Annotated in this window: 17 protein-coding genes; 3 read left to right on the top strand and 14 right to left on the bottom strand. The window is 67.3% G+C overall.

The genetic code is table 11. The features are described from left to right. Positions 1-7: 7 nt before the first annotated feature. The 8 genes from AC3DET_RS08810 to AC3DET_RS08845 form a co-directional block, all read right to left on the bottom strand. Positions 8-2,020 (bottom strand): heparinase II/III family protein, encoded by a 2,013-nt coding sequence (locus AC3DET_RS08810; RefSeq protein ID WP_488391379.1) that lies wholly within the window; start codon positions 2,018-2,020, stop codon positions 8-10. 272 nt (positions 2,021-2,292) lie between these two features. Beyond that, positions 2,293-4,155 (bottom strand): hypothetical protein, encoded by a 1,863-nt coding sequence (locus AC3DET_RS08815; RefSeq protein WP_488391380.1) that lies wholly within the window; start codon positions 4,153-4,155, stop codon positions 2,293-2,295. A gap of 10 nt (positions 4,156-4,165) precedes the next feature. Beyond that, complete coding sequence (locus AC3DET_RS08820; RefSeq protein ID WP_488391381.1) at positions 4,166-5,467, bottom strand: hypothetical protein; 1,302 nt, start codon at positions 5,465-5,467, stop codon at positions 4,166-4,168. A gap of 20 nt (positions 5,468-5,487) precedes the next feature. Beyond that, positions 5,488-6,255: a P-loop NTPase family protein gene (locus AC3DET_RS08825; RefSeq protein WP_488391382.1), complete on the bottom strand. Its 768-nt coding sequence runs from the start codon at positions 6,253-6,255 to the stop codon at positions 5,488-5,490. Between the two features lie 10 nt (positions 6,256-6,265). Beyond that, positions 6,266-7,855, bottom strand: a complete 1,590-nt coding sequence (locus AC3DET_RS08830) for an XrtA system polysaccharide chain length determinant (protein WP_192201487.1) — start codon at positions 7,853-7,855, stop codon at positions 6,266-6,268. Next, positions 7,855-8,475, bottom strand: coding sequence for an XrtA/PEP-CTERM system exopolysaccharide export protein (locus tag AC3DET_RS08835; RefSeq protein WP_488391383.1), 621 nt, complete (start codon positions 8,473-8,475; stop codon positions 7,855-7,857). Before AC3DET_RS08835 ends, AC3DET_RS08830 begins: the two co-directional genes overlap by 1 nt. 95 nt (positions 8,476-8,570) lie before the next feature. Beyond that, a complete protein-coding gene (locus AC3DET_RS08840; RefSeq protein WP_192201486.1) occupies positions 8,571-9,578 on the bottom strand; it encodes an NAD-dependent epimerase in 1,008 nt (335 codons plus the stop codon). A gap of 27 nt (positions 9,579-9,605) precedes the next feature. Next, a complete protein-coding gene (locus AC3DET_RS08845; protein WP_488391384.1) occupies positions 9,606-10,895 on the bottom strand; it encodes a nucleotide sugar dehydrogenase in 1,290 nt (429 codons plus the stop codon). A gap of 219 nt (positions 10,896-11,114) precedes the next feature. Here AC3DET_RS08845 and galE point away from each other — a divergent pair, with 219 nt between their 5' ends. Together galE and AC3DET_RS08855 are read left to right on the top strand one after the other, a co-directional pair. Next, positions 11,115-12,131, top strand: a complete 1,017-nt coding sequence (galE, locus tag AC3DET_RS08850) for a UDP-glucose 4-epimerase GalE (protein ID WP_488391385.1) — start codon at positions 11,115-11,117, stop codon at positions 12,129-12,131. Between the two features lie 116 nt (positions 12,132-12,247). Next, complete coding sequence (locus AC3DET_RS08855) at positions 12,248-13,303, top strand: diguanylate cyclase (RefSeq protein ID WP_488391386.1); 1,056 nt, start codon at positions 12,248-12,250, stop codon at positions 13,301-13,303. Between the two features lie 7 nt (positions 13,304-13,310). Here AC3DET_RS08855 and AC3DET_RS08860 read toward each other — a convergent pair whose 3' ends face one another. Beyond that, positions 13,311-14,150: an alpha/beta hydrolase family protein gene (locus tag AC3DET_RS08860; RefSeq protein ID WP_488391387.1), complete on the bottom strand. Its 840-nt coding sequence runs from the start codon at positions 14,148-14,150 to the stop codon at positions 13,311-13,313. Between the two features lie 14 nt (positions 14,151-14,164). Then, entirely contained in the window at positions 14,165-14,971 is an 807-nt protein-coding gene (gene thiD, locus AC3DET_RS08865) for a bifunctional hydroxymethylpyrimidine kinase/phosphomethylpyrimidine kinase (RefSeq protein WP_337731073.1), read from the bottom strand. A 103-nt stretch (positions 14,972-15,074) separates the two neighbouring features. Between thiD and AC3DET_RS08870 the strand changes: the two genes are divergently transcribed. After that, on the top strand, positions 15,075-16,097 hold the full coding sequence (locus AC3DET_RS08870; protein WP_488391388.1) for an acyltransferase family protein: 1,023 nt from the start codon (positions 15,075-15,077) through the stop codon (positions 16,095-16,097). Between the two features lie 18 nt (positions 16,098-16,115). Here the strand turns inward: AC3DET_RS08870 and AC3DET_RS08875 are convergent, their stop codons facing one another. The 4 genes from AC3DET_RS08875 to AC3DET_RS08890 form a co-directional block, all read right to left on the bottom strand. Beyond that, positions 16,116-16,829, bottom strand: a complete 714-nt coding sequence (locus AC3DET_RS08875; RefSeq protein ID WP_337731071.1) for a YoaK family protein — start codon at positions 16,827-16,829, stop codon at positions 16,116-16,118. Between the two features lie 7 nt (positions 16,830-16,836). After that, complete coding sequence (locus AC3DET_RS08880) at positions 16,837-17,331, bottom strand: hypothetical protein (protein WP_488391389.1); 495 nt, start codon at positions 17,329-17,331, stop codon at positions 16,837-16,839. Positions 17,332-17,386: 55 nt separating this feature from the next. After that, positions 17,387-18,784, bottom strand: coding sequence for a PhoH family protein (locus tag AC3DET_RS08885; RefSeq protein ID WP_337731069.1), 1,398 nt, complete (start codon positions 18,782-18,784; stop codon positions 17,387-17,389). Between the two features lie 115 nt (positions 18,785-18,899). Then, positions 18,900-19,385, bottom strand: a complete 486-nt coding sequence (locus tag AC3DET_RS08890) for a peroxiredoxin (RefSeq protein ID WP_446538596.1) — start codon at positions 19,383-19,385, stop codon at positions 18,900-18,902. Between the last annotated feature and the right edge of the window lies 1 nt (position 19,386).

Raw genomic sequence — 19,386 nt, forward strand, 5'->3', positions numbered from 1 at the left:
GGGCAGGTCAGATTTCGCTCAGTTCGACGACATAGCCGGTGGTGCCGCCCTGCACGTCGATGCGGAAGCGCGCGCCATCCTCGACGTACTTGCCCGAGCTGAAGTTGCTGTTGATCGTCGCGTTGGCCGGCTCCAGCACGCGTACGCGCAGGCGGCCCGCCGTGGCTTCGCGGCTGTTCACCAGTGTCGGCGCCACCGGCACGTTCACCTGGAACGTCGCGGTGGTGCCGCTGGTGATGCTGAAGCTGTCGCGGACGGTCAGGCGGCGGTTGGCGAAGGTGAAGTTGCGCTGCCAGTTGGTGACCGCGTCGCTGTTGCAGAACGCCGGGGTCAGGTTGGCATCGGCGGTGAAGGAGCCGCCGCTGCCGGGATTGACCGTGAGCGTCGAGGCCCGCGTGGTGGATTCGCACTGGCGTGCCACCGTGCCATTGCGCACGAAGCGCACCAGATTGTGCACATCGGTGCCCTGGTTGATGCCGCTGTGGCTCCAGATGTTGGCGGTGACCGCCAGCCAGTCGCCGGAGAACAGCGTGAACGAACCCTGGTCCTGGTGGGCGTGACTCTCGTTGTAGGGTCCGGCCACGATCGCCAGCCACATCGCATCACGCGTCCATCCGGTACGCGCGAACAGGTGTCCGGTACCGCGGGCGTGGTAGACCAGCTCCGACGGTACGGCGGCCGTGGTGCCGGCAGGCAGCAGGTCGTAGCGATAGTTGAAGCCGGAGCCCATGCGCGCGATCGAGATGTTGTTGAGCCACCAGGTCGCCTGGTTCTGCACGACCGGATTGGTCGCCACCGAACGGGCCTCCAGCATCAGGCGGCGGTGGTAGTCGTAGATGTCGGGAACCGAACTGCGTGCCTGGTCGCCGATCGGCGCGAAGCGGTCCAGCGTGGGCACCGTGGCATGCACCCAGTACGGGATGCTGTCGGACGCATGGCTGTTGGCGTTGGCCAGGTCGGTGCCGGTGGCATCGCGCCAGATGCGGTACAGCGAGAACAGCCGCATGTGCGAGGTGCCGTAGCCGGTGCCTTCGCTGCTGCCGCCGCCGGGCAGCCGGGCGAAGTAGGTCTGCAGCGCAGGCAGCTTGTTGTCGCGGAGGAAGTTGAACCAGGTGCTGTTGCCGCTGGCCAGCGCCCAGTACATCGTCGCTTCGACGAAGCTGTAGTAGTAGTTGTTGCCGGGATTGCTCACCGACCAGCCGGACCACGGATGGCTGCGACCGCCCCATTGGGCGTTGTTGTAGTTCCAGATGTTCCACACCGCCTGTTCCGCGTATGCGGACCAGCGGGTGCGCTGGCTGGCGGTGATGCTGCCGCCGCAGGCGGTCATGGTGGACGCCAGATCGGCGATCATCGGGCCGACCTCGAGATAGGAATCCCCTGCCACGGCAGGACGGCCACCGGAAGCGATCGCGGATTCCGCCGCGCTGACCTGCGCCTCGACCATGCTGACAGCCAGCGTGCAGTACTTGGCCTCGGGCGAAAGCTGGTACATCAGCGCGGCCTCGGCGGCACTGAAGCCGTAGCCGCGATTGCCGGCCACGGCCGCATCCACCCAGCCCTTGAAGCGGGTGTAGGCCGCAGAGGCCTTGTCGACCGCCGGCACCGGCATGGGCAGGTTCACCAGCCGTGGCCGGGAGGAGTTCGAACTGATCCGTCCGCCGCTGTTCAGGACCGGGGTTGAATCCACGGTGGGGGCAACCGGTGTGAGGACGACGGGATTGGCCGTGCTGGTGCCGGGGGTGCCGATGGCAGCGCGTTCGCGTGCGCGGCGGGCGAGCCGGGTATTGGCTGAAGCGCGCGTCCAGAAGCGCAGGACGTGGTCGCGGGTATCCTGGCGCAACTCGGCGAAGTCATCTTCGGCCTGGATCCAGGCGTGGGATGCGAGGGCCTGGGCACGAAGCCCGAACAGGCCGCCGGCGGCGCTGGCAGCGGTCAGGGCGGTAAGCGATGCGGCGCCCAGGAACAGGGCGATGGGCAACCGGCGGGTGCGGCGGGGGGAAGCGGGCGTGCGCGACAAAGGGGTTCTCCTGGCAAGAAAACCGCGCACGAACGAATTGGAAGACGACAGCCCTCGAGGCTGGTGACTACCCGCTGCAGCGCCCCCTCGCTACATGCGATCCGCGCAACGGCGGGCGGATCATAACGTGGGGCTTCCGTCAAAACGGACGGGCTGGGTCACAGAAACGCAGGTTGGTTCAGCCGGCGGCAGGGGAGGTCACGGGCCCGTGAGGACGGCTTTGCGACGCGCCGCACTGTTTGCGGCGCTTGCGTCGCCCGCTACGACCCGGGTCATTTCTCGCTGAGTTCCACCTTGTAGCCGGTCTGTCCGCCCGAGACATCCACCCGCCAGCCGCGCCTGAACTCCTGCGCGTCATCGTCGCTCCAGGTGTGGACACGCAGCGTCGCATTCGCGGGCTCCAGCACGCGGATGCGCAGCCGCCCGGCGATGGCTTCGTTCCCCTGGACGGTGGGGCGCTCCGGGACATTGACCTGGAAGATCGCACGGGTCCCCGTGCCCAGCCGGAAATCGTCCTGCACCAGCAGCTTGCGGCCACCGAACTCGATGCGCCGCTGCCAGGACTCCAGGGCCGGATTGTCGCGATACACCGGGGTCAGGTCGGCCGTCGCGGTGATGCCGCCATCGGGCCGCGGCGTCACGGTCACACGGGAGCGCGAGCGCGGTGTTTCGCACTGGTGTACCACGGTGTCGCCTCGCGGCGCCGCGCATTGCTGCGCGTCCGGATTGGCGCGTTCGAAGCGCACCACGTTGTGCACGGGCGTGCCCTGCTGGATGCCGCTGTGGCTCCAGATGTTCTCGGTCACCGCCAGCCAGTCGCGTGCGAACAGGGTGAATCCGCCTTGTTCCTGGTGCGCGTGACTCTCGTTGTAGGGGCCGGCGACGAACGACATCCACATCGCGTCCTTGCCCCAGTCGCTGCGCGCGAACAGGTGGCCGGCACCTTCAGCGTGGTAGACCAAGGCCGGGGGCGGATCGCCGCCATCGCCGGCCGGCAACAGGTCATAGCGACTGTTGAAGCCCTGGCTCATGCGCGGCACCGAGATGCTGCGCAGCCACCACGACGACATCGCGCGCGCATCGGCATCCGTCGTCAGCTGGCGCGCTTCCAGCACCAGGCGGCGGTGATAGTCGAACAGTTCGGGTATCGAACTGCGTGCCTGGTCGCCGATCGGCGCGAAGCGATCCAGCGTGGGCACCGTGGCATGTATCCAGTACGGAATGCTGTCGCGCGCATGCGTGCTGGCCGCGGCCAGGTCCTCGCCCGTGCTGTCCTTCCACAGGCGGTAAAGGCCGAACAGGCGCATCTGCGCAGCGCCATAGCCGGTGCCTTCGCGGCTGCCGCCGCCCGGCAGTTCGGCGTAGTACGCCTTCAACGGCGGCAGGCGGCGTGTCTTCAGCTCGTCCATCCAGGTCTTGCTGCCGCTGACCAGCGCCCAGTACATGGTCGCTTCGATGAAGCTGTAGTAGTAGTTGTTGCCGGGATTGTCGATGGACCAGCCGGTCCATGCGTGGCTGCGTCCGCCCCACTGCGCCCGGCCCGGGTTCCAGACGTTCCACACCGCCTGCTCGGCAAGGGCGGACCAGCGCTGCCGTTGCGCGGCATCGATCATGCTGGTGCAGGCGTGCAGCGTCATGGCCAGGTCCGCGATGCGGGGACCGGCCTCCAGGTACGAATCGCCGGCGATCGCGGGGCGCGAACCGGCCGCAATCGCCGCCTCGGCTTCAGCGACTTCCTTTTCCACCATGCGGACGGCGAGCTTGCAGTACTTCTCGCCACCGCTGAGCAGGAACATCAGGGCGGCGTCGCTGGCGCTGAACGCATAGCCCGGGCTGCCCGACACGGCGGTGTCCACCCAGTTGCGGAAGCGGCCGTACTCCGGCGACCTGCGATCGACGAACGTCAGGTCGATCTTCAACTGGTCGGTCCCTGCCGTTGCCGGTGGGGAGGCCGACGCGGCCGTCGCCTGCGGCGCATCGGCGGAGGCCTGCGTCGCGCGGGGCTCCTGCGCCGCGGTCGCCTCCGGTGCATCGGCTGCACCGCAATGGCCGATGGCGGCTGCCAGCAGCGCCAGCGTCAGCAACACCGCACTGGGAATGCCATGCGTCTTCAATCTGGAGGGCGTGGCGCGCATGCCGGACACCTCAACGGTTGGAGTAGGCGATGCTCAGGTAGATCAGGTTCTGCGAGACGCTCTGGCCAACGTCGGTGCTGTCGCGCTTGTAGCGCTCGGCGTGCAGGCGCGCCGACCAGCGGGGCGCCCATTGGTATTCCAGGCTCGCGCCCACGCGCGAGGTCTCGTCCTCGCGGTTGAGCTGCGTGTAATCCAGCCGCTCCCAGGTGGCGTAGCTTCCCAGCGTCAGCGAACGACGGATCAGCCACTGCAGGTCGAAGCGCGCGCCGCGCGTCTTCTGGTCGAACGTATCCGAATCCACGTAGTCGCGCTTCTGTGCGTACGGGGTGACGGAAAAGGTCAACCGCGTGCCCGTGTACCGGTAGCCGAGGTCGATGCTGCGGACCTCGTACGGTGAGGCATTCACCACCGCGTCCCCGGTCAGGACGTTCTCCGGCACCGTGGCCTCGGACTGGATGCCGGTCAGTGCATCTGTCGCGGTGTCCGAGAACTGGCTGGACACGGCTGCGATCAGCTGGCTGTGGGGAGACAGGTTCCACTCGGCATCCGCGCGCAGCAGCGGCTCGGAGCGCGACTCGCCCTGCCGGTAGTCGATGCGCGAATAGCCCAGGTCCGCGCCGAGCTCGAAGTTGGCCAGCGTGCGGACATAGCGTCCGTAGATGTCGTAGCGGTTGTAGTCGCGTGCCACGATGTCGTCGTCGAAGTCCACGCGCTGCGCCTGCAGGTTCAACGACACGCGGCTGGTGGGCGAGAGTTCCTTGATCGTGCGGACCGCGGCGGCGAGGCGCTGCGAATTGAACTCGTCGGTCACTTCGGCATCACTGTGCACGTAGCGCAGCTCGGCCTGCCCATGCAGCGAAGACGTCCAGTTGAACAGCACCGTCGGGCCGGCGGAGAACACGTTCACCTGCTGGCGGTTGCCCGGGCCATCGGGTACCAGCGAGTCCACCGGCTGCACCGTCAGGTTGTCCTCCACCACGAAGAACAGGCGCTGCGGAATGGCCACCCAGTTCATGCGGCCGGAGAGCGTGCCATCGACGGTGTCGGCGAAGACGTCGTCCTCGTAGTCGCGGTACTCGGCGCGCCCGTCCAGGCTCAGCTGCAGCGCCGAGATGTTCTCGGTGATGCTGAAGCCGACGCCGGCGCGCAGGTAGCGCTGTTCGATGGGGTCGGCCGGCACCATCGTCACGTTGCTGTTGCGCTCCATGCCGAGGTCCACGGTGTAATCGACCCGCGCGGCGAATGCGTGGCCGGAGAACGTGGCCAGCACGGAGGCCGCGATGGCGGAAACGCGAAGGCGGGTGACGCGCATGCCGATGCTCCTTGGCTGCTTCACGGGATTTCGTTGAACACCACGCCGGCCACCTTGTCGGCCGGGAAACTGCCGATGGCCTTCTCCAGCTTCTCCGGCGTGACCTTGCCGTAGCCCGCGACCAGGACCACCAGGTCGGCGAGCTCGGAGAGGATGCGCGCATCGGGCGAACCGAGTACCGACGGACTGTCGAGGACGAGGTAGCGGTCGGGGTAGCGGCTGCGCAGTGAATCCATCATCGCGCGCATGCGGAACGAACTGAACGCTTCGCCGGTCATCTCGCGCTGGCGGCCGCTCGGAATCAGGCGCAGGCGCGGCACGCCGGTACGGTAGAGGATGCGGGCGAGATCGGTGTCGCTGTCATCCAGGTAATCCATCAGCCCGCCGTGCCCGGCATCCACGCGCAGCGCGGTGTGCTGGGTCGGGTGCAGCGCGTCGCAGTCCACCAGCAGTGCGCTCTTGGTGTCGTCGAACGCGAACGCCGTGGCCAGGTTGCGGGCAACGAAGCTGCCGCCGCAGCCGTGGCTCACCGGCGCCACCAGGGTGACGAAGTTGCGCTCGCCGCCCAGCGCGAGCAGCCGCGTACGCAGCTCGCGGAACGCATCGGCCTGTTCGCGCACGGAATCGTTGCGATGGATGACGCGACGTTCTTCCAGTTCGCGTGGCGTCAATGCCGTGGGCTCGTCCATCAGGGCCAGCGAGCGGGAGGTATCGGCGCGGTAGGGCACGCCGTGCAGTCGGTCGTTGTCCGGGGTCACTGGCTTTTCCATTGTGGCGTGATGGGTCATGGCGGAGGCCTCAGGCGGCAAGCTGCTTGAGGCCGAACACGAGCCCATACGCGAGCACGACGACCAGGAGGATGCCGACGCTCATCGCGTTGCGGGTCAACTCCTGGCGACGGTCACGCGGCGAGTGGTAGGTCGGTACCACGGTGAGCAGCGGCCGGTCGGTGAGACGCTGCACCTGGTGCGCCGAGCGGATGCGCGGATCGAAGCGTGCGCGCAGGAACAGCAGGCCGAGGGGAATGCCCACCGCCATCAGCAGCCCGCCGATGGCGAAGTGCATGAAGCGCAGGCCCGTCGGGCGCAACGGCATCGTCGCGGGATCCTGTACGCGCAGGGTCAGGCCGCGTTCTTCGCGGTCCAGCTGCATGGAGACGCGGGCGTTCTCGCGCCGGCGCAGCAGGTCCTGGTAGATGTCGCGGTTGACTTCGTAGTCGCGCGTGAGTTCGGCCAGCGCGCTTTCGGAATCGGCGATGCGCCGGCTGCGGTTGAGTTCGTCGTTGAGCATCGACTCCGCGATCGACATGCGCGATGCGGTCGCCGCCACTTCACGACGGGTCTGCGCCTGTTGGCTGCGCAGCTCCTGGTACAGCGGGTTCATCTGGGCTTCGTCGAACGGACTCCCGCCCTGCGGCGCGGAGGCGCGACGGTTCTGCTCATTGACCATCGACTGTTGCAGGTCGGCCATCTGGTGGCGCACCCGCACGACGTCCGGGTGCTGCTCGGTGTAGTTCAGCAGCAGGCGGTCCAGTTGACCTTGCAGTTCCAGCAATTGCCCGCGGTACAGGCTTTCGCGCGTCTGCACGGCGGTGACCGCCGATTCGCCGGAGAGCTGCGAGGCGATCGCGCCTTCGCGCGAACGCTGTTCGAGCAGCGCCATGCGGGTCTGTTCGACCGTGGTGCGCAGCGAGCTGATGCGCGTGTTGGCATCGGTCGCACTGCCGGGCTGGGCGTCGGTGTTGGCCGAGCGGTATGCACGCAGGCGCTCTTCGGCCTCAAGCAGCTTGGCGTGGTAGTCCTGCACCTGCTTGTTGATGAACTCGTAGGCCTCGCGGCTTTCGCGTTCCTTCGCCGCCAGGCTCTCCTTGATGAACATGTCGCTCAGGCGCTCCGTCACCTCGTAGGTGCGCTTGGCATCGCTGTCGCGGTAGGTGATCTGGATCAGGTTGGGGCGCGGGCTGGTGATCGCGATGCGGCCCTTGATCTGTTCCATCAGGCGGTCCTGCTGGACGGCGTTGGGCACGTTTTCCAGCCAGCCGCCGGTTTTCAGCGCATCCTGCAGGACCCGCTGGCTGTAGATCACCTGCCGGGCCATGCCGGCACGGTCCACGACGCCGGTCGCCACCGCGCGGCCTTCCAGCAGCGGCTGGATGATGTCGCTTTCCTGCGCCAGGATCGTCGTCGAGGCGGTGTAGTTCTTCGGCAGCACCAGCAATCCGACCACCAGCGTCAGCAGGGCGACGCCGGCGAAGATGCCGACCAGCGCCACGCGGTGGCGACGTGCTTCGCGCAGCAGGATCGGGGCCAGTTCGTTGGGCGACAGCGCGCCCGCAGGCGCGGCCGGCGCAGCGTATCCGCGCCGCGCGGGAAGATTGCTCTGGCTCATCAGAACGTGCGCTCGGGAACGGTGATGACGTCGCCGGGCGACACCGTGTAGTTGGTGCTCAGGTCGCCGCGGTTGAGGATGCGGTCAAGCCGGACCGCATAGGTCTGGGTCTGCTCGGCGCCCTTGCGGTGCAGGTCGGACCTGTCGGCGGCCGCGAACTCGGTGATGCCACCGGCGGCGAGCACGGCATCCAGCACCGTCATGCCGGGGCGGTAGGGCAGCGACACGGGCTGGCGGACGGCACCGGTGACGCGCACCCGGGACAGATACTCGTGGCTGCGCAGGTCGGTCAGGATCACGGCCACCTGCGGATCGCGCACGTAGGTCGCCAGGCGTTCCTGGATGTCTTTCGCGACGTCCCCCGGGGTGCGGCCGCCGGCTGGCACGTCGCCCACCAACGGCACCGAAATCATGCCGTCGGGACGCACCGGCACGGTGATGCCGAGTTCCGGGTTGCGCCACACGGAGACCTGCACGATGTCGTCCACGCCGATGTGGTACGCATCGGTACCCAGCGTGCTTGTCGCAGGCGGTGGCGTCTCGCTGCCGGAGGACGTGGCGCACGACGTCAGCAGCACGGAAAGGAGGGTGGCGGCAAGGCCGGCAAAGAGGCGTTTCATCGGAGGATCCCCTGGAGTTGCTGATGCCGGTAACAACGGCGGCGACAGGGGAATCCGGCCACTGCGGAGCGCCTTGTCGGCGCTCCTGATCGGGCTTACTCGGCGTAGAACGTCCGGTACCAGTCCACGAACCGGCGCACGCCGGTCTCGATGGGCGTCGTCGGCGAATAGCCGGTATCGCGGCGCAGGGCTTCCACGTCGGCTTCGGTGTCGGGCACGTCGCCGGGTTGCATCGGCAGCAGTCGCTTCTCCGCCTTGCGGCCCAGGCAGTCCTCCAGCACCTCGATGTAGCGCAGCAACTGCACGGGCTGGTGGTTGCCGATGTTGTAGACGCGGTATGGGGCGCTGGACGATCCCGGGTTCGGCAGCAGCGGGTCGTACGCCGGATCCGGGCCGGGCACGGTGTCCAGCGTACGGATCACGCCTTCCACGATGTCGTCGACGAAGGTGAAGTCGCGGCTGTGGTGGCCGTGGTTGAACACATCGATGGGCTTGCCCTCGAGGATGTTCTTCGTGAACAGGAACAGCGCCATGTCCGGCCGGCCCCACGGGCCGTACACGGTGAAGAAGCGCAGTCCGGTGGTGGGCATGCCGAACAGGTGGCTGTAGGTGTGCGCCATCAGTTCGTTGGCCTTCTTGGTGGCCGCGTACAGGCTGACCGGATGGTCGACGCTGTCCTCCACCGCGAACGGCAGTTTCCGGTTCGCGCCATAGACCGAACTGGACGATGCGTAGACGAGATGCTCGATGCCGCGGTGCCGGCAGGCTTCCAGGATGTTGGTGAAGCCGACGATGTTGCTGTCGATGTAGGCGTGCGGGTTCTCCAGCGAGTAGCGCACGCCGGCCTGGGCGGCCAGGTTGACCACGCGCTGCGGCTTGAACGCATCGAAAGCCGCTTCCAGTGCCGTGCGGTCTTCCAGCGAGCCGCGCACGAAATGGAAGCCTGCCTTCGGCAGGAGCCGGGCCAGGCGGGCCTCCTTCAACGTGGGGTCGTAGTAGGCATTGAGGTTGTCATACCCCAGCACCTCGTCACCGCGATCGAGCAGGCGATGGCTGAGGTGGGAGCCGATGAAGCCGGCAGCGCCGGTGACCAGTACGCGCATCAACAGGGTCTCGTGGAGTCGGGTCGCTTACAGGCAGTCGTCGACGGCGTGGCGGGGCAGGGCCCGCTTCACGTCGAAGAGCACGGCGCCGGGCTTGCCGAGTGCGCGGACACCTTCGGCGCCCCGTTCGGTGAACTCCCGGTGCGCGACCGCCAGGATGATGGCATCGTACTGGCCGGCCTGTGGCTCCGCCACCAGTTCCAGGCCGTATTCGTGCCGCGCTTCGTCCGCATTGACCCAGGGATCGTGCACGTCGACCTGAGTGTTATAGCTGCGCAGTTCGGACACGATGTCCACCACCCGCGTATTGCGCACGTCGGGGCAGTTTTCCTTGAAGGCCAGGCCCAGCACCAGCACCCTGGCGCCGGCCGTGGGCAGGTTGCGCTTGGCCATCAGCTTGGCCACACGGCGGGCGACATGGCTGCCCATGCCGTCGTTGATGCGTCGTCCGGCCAGGATCACGTCCGGGTGGTAACCGATCTGTTGCGCCTTGTGGGTCAGGTAGTACGGATCCACGCCGATGCAGTGGCCGCCGACCAGGCCGGGGCGGAATGGCAGGAAGTTCCACTTGGTGCCGGCGGCTTCCAGCACTTCGTGGGTGTCGATGCCCAGGCGGTGGAAGATCAGGGCCAGTTCGTTGATCAGCGCGATGTTGACGTCGCGCTGGGTGTTCTCGATGACCTTGGCGGCTTCCGCCACGCGGATGCTGCTGGCCTTGTGGGTGCCGGCCGTGATGATGCTGCCGTACAGCGCGTCCACGAAGTCGGCCACCTCGGGGCTGGAACCGGAGGTGACCTTCATGATCGTCTCCAGCCGGTGCTGCTTGTCGCCGGGATTGATGCGCTCGGGGCTGTAGCCGGCGTAGAAATCCCGGTTGAAGACAAGCCCGGATTCGCGCTCGATGATTGGCACGCAGACTTCCTCGGTCGCGCCGGGATAGACGGTGGATTCGTAGATGGCGACCGCGCCCTTGCCGATGGCGCGGCCGACGGCGCGGCTGGCGGATTCCAGCGGATGCAGGTCGGGGCGCTTGTAGTCGTCGATCGGCGTGGGGACGGTGACGATGAATACGTTGCAGCCCGCCAGCGCGGCCGGATCGTCGCTGAAGTCGAGCTGCGGCGTGTCGCGCAGTTCCTCGGCGGTCACTTCCAGCGTGTGGTCATGATGCCCGCGCAGTTCGGCCACGCGCTTGCCGTTGATGTCGAACCCGAGGGTGGGAAACCTGCGGCCGAAGGCGACGGCCAGCGGAAGGCCGACATACCCCAGTCCAATCACGGCGATCCTGGCCTGGTCCAGGGTAGGCAGTGGTGCGTTCATCGATGTGGAGATCCCCTGTGTGTCGCGTCTGTCGAGAAGTCTATACGGTGGCGCGGTGGGCGCGTTCGCCCGGTTCCCGGCCTGGTGTCGAGTCGATCAACGTCCAAAGCACGCCCGGGAGGACACGCGCCAGGATTGGCCTGAATGTGCCGCTGCCTGCGTAACAAGGGGCAATCGTCCATCGGGAAGATGGCGCGACCTGCGACCGGGGGAGTCGAGATGCGGATCCTGTTGTGCGGCGGCGCCGGCTACATCGGCGCGCACACCTACGTGGTGCTGGTGGAACGCGGCCACGATGTGGTGGTGGCCGACAATTTCAGCAACAGCTCGCCGGGCGTGCTGACCCGGCTGCAGCAGATCACCGGCCATCCGGTGCCTTTCCAGCCGCTGGACCTGCGCGAACGCGAGGCCGTCTCGCGGTTCTTCGAACGCCAGCCGTTCGATGCGGTCGTGCATTTCGCCGCGCTGAAATCGGTGGGCGAATCCTGCGAGCGTCCGCTGGACTATTTCCACAACAACATCGGTGGCACGCTCAACCTGTTGCACGGCATGCAGGCGGCCGGCGTCAGGCGGCTGGTATTCAGCTCCTCCGCCACGGTCTACGGAGACCCCGCCAGCGTACCCGTGCGCGAAGATGCGAGCCTCCAGGTCACCAATCCCTATGGCCGCACCAAGCTGGTGATGGAAGAGCTCATCGGCGACCTGTGCCGCAGCGATGCGGGATTCCATGCCGCGAACCTGCGCTACTTCAACCCGGTGGGCGCGCATGCATCGGGGCTCATCGGCGAAGATCCCAACGGCATCCCCAACAACCTGATGCCGTACATCTGCCAGGTGGCGGTGGGGCGCCGCGACCGGCTGAGCGTGTTCGGCGGTGACTGGCCAACCCTGGACGGCACCGGCGTGCGCGACTACATCCACGTGATGGACCTGGCGCGCGCGCATGCCGATGCGCTGGATTTCCTCGCCCGCGAGCAACGCAACCTGACCGTCAACCTGGGCACGGGCCAGGGGGTCAGCGTGTTGCAGCTGGTGAAGGCATTCGCGGAGGCGGCCGCGCGGGACATTCCCTACGAAGTGGTCGCACGGCGGCCCGGCGACGTGGCGGAGGTGTACGCGGATCCCTCGTTGGCCCGGCAGGCGCTCGGCTGGCAGGCCGAGCTGGGGGTGGAAGCGATGTGCCGCGATGCGTGGCGCTGGCAATCCCGGAATCCCCAGGGCTACCCGGCGGCGTGATCGATGCGCCGAACGTGACCCGGTTGGCATAAGCGGGGGCGCGGCGTCGTGTCGCGGGCTGGTACCGCCCGCGTGATTGGCCGAGAATCCGCTCAATTCCCACCGCCTGGATCCGCTTGTCCTCCGACGCTGCACGCGACATGGCGGAACAGAACCGCTCACGCTATGGGCTGCGCATGTACCGCATGCGCGCGCTGGGGCTGGGGCTGGGCGCGATATGCGTGGCGGCCGTGCTTTACGAACATTCGGCGTCGCCCGCCCTGTGGGCGCTGCTGGTCGCCAATGGCTTCCTGTGGCCGCACCTGGCCTACCTGCGGGTGAAGCTGAGCCGCGATGAACCCATCCAGGCCGAATTCCAGAACCTGACCTTCGATGCAGCGATGGGCGGCTTCTGGATCGCCGCCATGCACTTCGATGCGCTGCCCAGCGTGCTGCTGGCGGTGATGCTGACGATGGACAAGGTGATCATCGGCGGTGGACGCTTCGGCATCCGCACGCTGGGCACGATGGTGCTGACCTGCCTGGCGGCCAGCGCAGCGTGGGGTTTTGCCTTCGATCCCTACACCAGCTACCCCGTGGTCCTGGCCTGCCTGCCGTTCCTGGCCATCTATCCGATGGCGATCGGCGTTGCCACCCATTCGCTGTCGCGCAAGGCGCGGCAGCAGAAGGACCTGCTGGAGAAGATGGCGCGCTTCGATGCGGCCACCGGGCTGATGAACCGGCAGCAATGGCTGCATGCCGCCACCACCGAGCTCAAGCGCTTCCAGCGCTCGGGCCGGACGGCGGTGCTGGTGCTGATCGACATCGACCGCTTCAAGGACATCAACGACGGCTACGGCCACACGGTCGGGGATGAAGTGGTGGAAGAGTTCGCGCGATTGTTGAAGGCCTGCCTGCGCGATGTGGACACGGGTGGCCGGTATGGCGGCGACGAGTTCGGCGTCGTCATGCCCGATACGCGCTGGGAAGAAGCGATCGTGGCGGCGGAGCGGCTGCGACGGCAGGTGGCCGCCTGTGCCTTTTCCGCACGCGGCCTGCGCTGCACCGTCAGCATCGGCCTGTCCGAAGCGCATCCGGGCATCGCATCGGTATCGGACTGGATCAACAGCGCGGACAGTGCGCTCTACCGTGCCAAGGCGCAGGGACGCGACAGCATCGTCGTGGGCTGCTGATCCGCGATCAGGACAGCAGGGCGTCGATCACGGCGGCAGGTTGCTTCATCCAGGCGAAGTGATCCGCATGCGTGCCCAGCGCCGCGTGGTGCAGCGTGGTGACGCGGGTCGGGCTTCCGGGCATCTTGGCCGCCAGCGCGCGCAGCGAGCTTTCCGGCGCCAGCCAGTCGTCGTCGAAGAGCACGCCATGGAGTGGTGCCTGGACCTGGCGCATGCCGGCTTCCAGATCCGCCGGCAAGCCGGCGGCGCGATAGCGGCCGCTCAGGCCCACGCGTGCCCAGTCGCGGATCAGGCTGCGTGCTTCGTCGCCGCCAAACCCCAAGCGACGACCGGGCAGCGCACCGCATGCGCGTGCCAGCCAGGGCGCGAACTGGTAGAAGAACGGCAGTGCGTAGCCGCGCGGCGCGGGGAACGCACGCCAGTAAGGCGTGCCGCTGCCGACCAGCCACAGCCCTGTGAATGCGTCGGGATGCTGGCCCAGATGGCAGGCCGCGAGTTGCCCACCCAGGCTGTGCCCGCCGATCACATGCGGCATATCGGGTAGCTGCCGGCGAAGTTCCGCATGACTCGTCGGCAGGTCCGTGCCCAGCAGCTCGCGGTAGCCCCAGTCGTGGCGACGGTCCGCGCGCAGCGAGCTGCTGCCGTTGCCGCGCCATTCGTGCACGAACACCGCCATGCCGCGCGCGGCCAGGCCCTCCGCGAACGGCATGTAATGCCGCGCCGCCACGCCGAGGGCGGGGACCCACAGCACGGCGGAGTTCGCCTGCGCGGGGATGCGCGCCATCAACGCATACGCATGGCCGTCGGGCGTGGTCAGCGGGATGTCCTGCGCTGAAATCGTGGGCATGTCGATGTCGTCCATCAGACGGGCGCGGCGCCGAAATGGTCCAGCACGAGGATGTCGCTGCGTCCCGGGCGGTAGCCGCCCCGAAGCCCGGCGTGCACGTAGTCGGATGCGGCGAGGCAGGCCTCCTTCATCGCCATGCCCTGCGCCCGGCGGGCCGCGATGGCGGACGCCAGCGTGCAGCCGGTGCCATGGGCTTCAAGTGCGAGGCGCGGATGTGCCGTTTCCGCCACGCCTTCCGCATCCGCATACAGGTCGACGACGTCCCCGTCGCCGGGCAGATGGCCACCCTTGAGGAACACGGCATGCGCGCCCAGCGCCAGCAGGTCCCGCGCCGCATCGCGCATCGCCTGCACATCGGGGATCGTGCGCCCCAGCAGCAGTTCGGCTTCGGGCAGATTGGGTGTCAGCACGTCGGCCAGCGGCAGCAACTGGCGGCGCATCGCGTCCAGCGCGCTGTTCTCCAGCAACCTCGCGCCACTGGTGGCGACCATCACCGGGTCGACGACAACCGTGCCGGGGCGGTGCCGGACGAGCGCTTCGACCACGGTGCCGATCACCTCGGCGGTGGCCAGCATCCCCAGCTTGACCGCGCGGATATCGAAGTCCTCGAAGCACGCATCCAGCTGCGCGCGCAGGAATTCCATCGGCGGCACGTTCACCGCGGTCACGCCCCGGGTGTGCTGCGCAGTCAGCGCAGCGATTGCGGAGAGGCCGTGCACGCGGTGCGCCGCGAAGGTCTTGAGGTCGGCCTGGATGCCGGCGCCGCCACCGGAATCGGAACCGGCGATGGTCAGGGCGGAGACAGTGGAAGGTGAGCGCATGCGGTCATTATGCCGTCAGCCTCGCGCCGGATGGCCCCGTTGGCGCGCATCCTGCGTCTAGGGGGTATCGCAGGGCGTGCCGGGAACGGCGACAGGGGATGGCGTGGGAAAACGGCTTTCAGGGCTCGATGGCGTGCGCGCGATCGCCGTGCTCATGGTTCTGCTGGGACACGCCGCCGGCCTTCCCCAGTTCCCGGTGGTGATCAGGAACCTGCTCGTGCTCGACATCGCACGCTTCGGCGTGGCGATCTTCTTCGTGCTCTCCGGTTTCCTGATCACCACGCTGCTGATCGACGAACGCAGCCGGCGGGGGCGTGTTTCGTTGCGCGACTTCTACCTGCGCAGGACGATCCGGATCTTCCCCGCAGCCTATCTGTACATTGCGTGCGCGGTCGTGGTGGCGTCCATCGGCTGGGCGACGCTGAAGCCCGGGGACGTGCTGCATGCGCTGACCTATACGATGGATTACCACCACGACCGTGGATGGGCGCTGGGGCACCTGTGGTCGCTGGCGGTGGAGGAGCAGTTCTACCTGCTCTGGCCCTTGCTGTTCCTGTGGTCGGGCAAGCGCGCCGCCGTCGTGGTGGGGGTCATCATCGCGCTGGCACCGCTGGTGCGTGTGGTCGCGTGGATGGGGTGGCCGCAGGCGCGCATCGGGATCGACGAAGAGTTCCAGTACGTGGCGGATTCACTGGCCACGGGTTGCCTGACAGCGCTGCTGGTGCACCGGTTCGGCAAGGAGCGGTTGGCGGGCGCGATTCCGGCGGCAGCCTATCCGCTCGCGGCGCTGGTTGCCGTGGTGGCGGCGTCGTTCTCCGAGTGGCCGTCGTTCTACCTGCCGGTGGGTGCGACGCTGGTCAACATCGCCATCGCGGTCTGCCTGCTCGGTGTCGTGTTCCGGGTCAATGCCGGAATCGACCGCGTGCTGAACAGCCAGGTGGCCGTGTTCATCGGTACGATCAGCTACTCGCTCTATCTGTGGCAACAGATCTTCCTGGGCAGGAATGTCCCGCTCGCCCGCGAGATGCTGCCGTTGGCGATCGTCCTGCCTTTCCTGGCGGCCTGCGCCAGCTATTTCGCGGTGGAGAAGCCGCTGATCCGGCTACGCGAGCGATTCAGGCACTGAGACCCGGGAAAGGACGGATCAATCCGGTGGTCCGCGTTCGACGCCGTGATCCACCGGCTCCGTGCCCGTATCGACGAAACGTCGATGCAGATATACGACGTGCGCGATACCCGTGAGCCCGGTGAGCATCGCGGGCACCAGCAGCGCGTCGTAGGCCAGGCGCAGGTACAGCCACGCGCCGAGCACGCCTCCGGCGAGGAAACCGCTGATGATCAGGCCGCTGAGGGTCAGCCGGCGCACCGGCAGCGGCATGCCGCGCAGCAGGTGGCCCAGTCCGATGCCGAGGTCGGTGAACATGCCGCTGAGGTGCGTGGTACGGACGGCGGCACCGCTGTAGGTGGTGACCATCGCGTTCTGCAGTCCGCACGCCATGGCGGCGAGCAGGGCGCCCCAGATCTGTTCCTGCTTGAACAGCGGAATCGCGGCGAGCAGCACGACCGCTTCCAGGGCCAGTACCACGCCGTAGCGACGCCCCAGTTTCAGCGTCTGGTCCTGGATGATCAGGCCGCTCAGCATCGCGCCGGCGCAGAACGCGATCAGCACGCCCCACAGGTGGATCACGGAACGCAGGTCGCCATGCGCGATCGCCGCGCCCAGCAGGCTGGTGGTGCCGGTCAGGTGGCTGACCGCCTGATGCTCGAAGCCGAGATAGCCGATGACATTGACCATCCCCGCCACGCACGCCAGCAGGACGGCGCCGATCCAGACCCAGCGGGGAAGGTGCAGACCCATGACCGGGTTACCCAGCCACGCGCGTGGCGCGGCGGCCGCGTCCCGGCCACAGACCCGTCAGCGCCCAACCGGCGAACGCAGGCAGCAGTTCCAGCAGCCAGGGCTGCCAAGCGGGAGGACCGAGGCCGCCCGGTCGAACGACAAGCAGAACGGCGAGCGCAGCCAACTGGACCAGGCTCCAGGCGATCAGTACATGCAGGAGGCGTCGATACCTGACGCCTGCGGCAAACCACCCGTAGCCTGCCGAGGCGACGAGAACGAAGATCGTGCTCTGGACGATGTAAGAGATGTCCGCCACGTCCTGCCACCGGCCGTCTGCGAAGCGTAGTGCAAGCATCGACAGGGAGAATGCGGAAACGGCGGCCGACACTGCGATCGCCAGGAAAATCACTGCGCTGGCAAGCACGATGCGCCGCCATTGCATGCCGTGCGGTGCCGTAGCCTCCGCGTCCGGCAGGACGGGATCCGAGGCGTAGTGTGTCGGGGCGTAGGGATCGTGCATGGCGGGTTCGCGTGTGGCCGCTGCGCTGACCGGTGAGCGCAGCGGCCGTACGCCGTTACAGCACTTCCGACGCGTAATCCGCCAGACGCGACCGCTCGCCACGCCGCAGCGTGATGTGCGCGCTGTGCGCCCAGTTCTTGAAGCGGTCCACCGCGTAGGTCAGGCCGGATGTCGTCTCGGTAAGGTACGGCGTGTCGATCTGCTCCACGTTGCCGAGGCACACGATCTTGGTGCCCGGGCCGGCGCGGGTGATCAGCGTCTTCATCTGCTTGGGCGTGAGGTTCTGCGCCTCATCGAGGATCAGGTAGCGCGACAGGAACGTGCGCCCGCGCATGAAGTTCATCGAGCGGATCTTGATGCGCGAGGCGAGCAGGTCGTTGGTCGCCGCACGCCCCCACGCACCGCCTTCCTGGTTGTGCGTCAGTACTTCCAGGTTGTCGGTCAGCGCGCCCATCCAAGGCGTCATCTTTTCCTCTTCCGTACCGGGCAGGAAGCCGATGTCCTCGCCCACGCTGACCGTGGCGCGGGTCATGATGATCTCGCGGTAGCGCTGCTGGTCCATCGTCTGCGCCAGGCCGGCCGCCAGTGCCAGCAGCGTCTTGCCGGTGCCGGCGGTGCCGAGCAGGGTGACGAAGTCGACTTCCGGATCCATCAGCGCGTTGAGTGCGAAATTCTGCTCGCGGTTGCGCGCATTGATGCCCCATACCGCGTGCTGGCTGTGGCGGAAGTCGTCGACGATCTGCAGCGTCGCCTTGTCGCCTTCCACCCGGCTGACGCGGAACTCCGATTCGTCATCACCGGGCAGGTAGAGGTACTGGTTCGGGTACCAGCCTGCGCCCTCGGTCATGGTGACTTCGTAATACGTGCGTCCCTTGTCGGTCCAGGAGCGCAGGTCCTTGCCGTGGCGCTGCCAGAAGTCCTCCGGCAGCGGATCCGCGCCGGTGTACAGCAGGCTGAAATCGTCCAGCGCGCGGTCGTTCTCGTAATCCTCCGACACGATCCCGGCAATCGCCGCCTTGATGCGCAGGTTGATGTCCTTGGACACGAACACCACCGGGATCTCCGGCTCGCTCTCCTTCAGCGCGAGGATGGCGCCGAGGATGGCGTTGTCGGGGATGACCGCGCCGAAGCTCTTGCCGGCGTCGAAATGGCTGGTCTGGAAGCGGAGCAGGCCCGCGCTCTGCGAGCCTCGCAGTTGCAGGCTGTTCGGCTGGATCAGCGGAATGCCGGCGGCCACGTTGTCCAGGCCGGAGGTCTCGACCAGTTCATTGAGGAAGCGGCTGACCTGCCGCGCATTGCGGCTCGCTTCCGACGTGCCCTTCTTGCCGTTGTCCAGTTCCTCGATCACCTGCATCGGCAGGTAGACGTCGTGTTCCTCGAACTTGAACAGCGCGGTGGGGTCGTGCATCAGCACGTTGGTGTCCAACACATAGATACGCTTGCTACGGGTCATTCGGGCAACCTCATCGAGGAAGATGTGTGAACACGGGCGACTTTTCCGCGGACAGCAGCGAACCACCATGACCCGCCGCGGCGCGGGATGGTGGATGGGGTGGAGGGGAATTCGGTCACTGGGCCTGGTGGGCCTTCAGGGCGTCCAGCACGGCGTCGGCATGGCCGGGAACCTTCACGCCGCGCCATTCCTGTGCAATGCGGCCGTCGGGCGAGATCAGGAACGTGCTGCGCACCACGCCCAGCACCTTGCGGCCGTACATGTTCTTTTCGTGGATCACGTCGAAGGCCCTGCACAGGGCTTCGTCGGCGTCGCTCACCAGCGGGAACTTGAACCCTTGCTTTGCGCAGAAGTTGTCGTGCGACTTCACCGAGTCGCGGGAGACGCCCAGCACGGTGGCATCCAGTTTCCGGAACTTCGGCAGCAGCGCATTGAAGTCCAGGCCCTCGGTGGTGCACCCGGGCGTGCTGTCCTTCGGGTAGAAGTACAGCACCAGCCAGTGGCCGGCATGGTCGGCGAGGGTGGTGGTCTCGCCGCCGGACAAGGCCAGCGGCAGTTTCAGTGTCGATTTGGGCAGGGCGTTCGCGCTTTTCGCCGTCATC

The sequence above is a fragment of the Pseudoxanthomonas sp. 97-1-1 genome, from assembly GCF_057773125.1.

Coding starts and splice junctions, on each gene's coding strand:
- AC3DET_RS08845 (WP_488391384.1), bottom strand. CDS start 10,895: ATGAACGCACCACTGCCTACCCTGGACCAGGCCAGGATCGCCGTGATT.
- thiD (WP_337731073.1), bottom strand. CDS start 14,971: ATGCGCTCACCTTCCACTGTCTCCGCCCTGACCATCGCCGGTTCCGAT.
- AC3DET_RS08835 (WP_488391383.1), bottom strand. CDS start 8,475: ATGAAACGCCTCTTTGCCGGCCTTGCCGCCACCCTCCTTTCCGTGCTG.
- AC3DET_RS08820 (WP_488391381.1), bottom strand. CDS start 5,467: ATGCGCGTCACCCGCCTTCGCGTTTCCGCCATCGCGGCCTCCGTGCTG.
- AC3DET_RS08860 (WP_488391387.1), bottom strand. CDS start 14,150: ATGCCCACGATTTCAGCGCAGGACATCCCGCTGACCACGCCCGACGGC.
- AC3DET_RS08890 (WP_446538596.1), bottom strand. CDS start 19,385: ATGACGGCGAAAAGCGCGAACGCCCTGCCCAAATCGACACTGAAACTG.
- AC3DET_RS08880 (WP_488391389.1), bottom strand. CDS start 17,331: ATGCACGATCCCTACGCCCCGACACACTACGCCTCGGATCCCGTCCTG.
- AC3DET_RS08825 (WP_488391382.1), bottom strand. CDS start 6,255: ATGACCCATCACGCCACAATGGAAAAGCCAGTGACCCCGGACAACGAC.
- AC3DET_RS08885 (WP_337731069.1), bottom strand. CDS start 18,784: ATGACCCGTAGCAAGCGTATCTATGTGTTGGACACCAACGTGCTGATG.
- AC3DET_RS08840 (WP_192201486.1), bottom strand. CDS start 9,578: ATGCGCGTACTGGTCACCGGCGCTGCCGGCTTCATCGGCTCCCACCTC.
- galE (WP_488391385.1), top strand. CDS start 11,115: ATGCGGATCCTGTTGTGCGGCGGCGCCGGCTACATCGGCGCGCACACC.
- AC3DET_RS08830 (WP_192201487.1), bottom strand. CDS start 7,855: ATGAGCCAGAGCAATCTTCCCGCGCGGCGCGGATACGCTGCGCCGGCC.
- AC3DET_RS08815 (WP_488391380.1), bottom strand. CDS start 4,155: ATGCGCGCCACGCCCTCCAGATTGAAGACGCATGGCATTCCCAGTGCG.
- AC3DET_RS08875 (WP_337731071.1), bottom strand. CDS start 16,829: ATGGGTCTGCACCTTCCCCGCTGGGTCTGGATCGGCGCCGTCCTGCTG.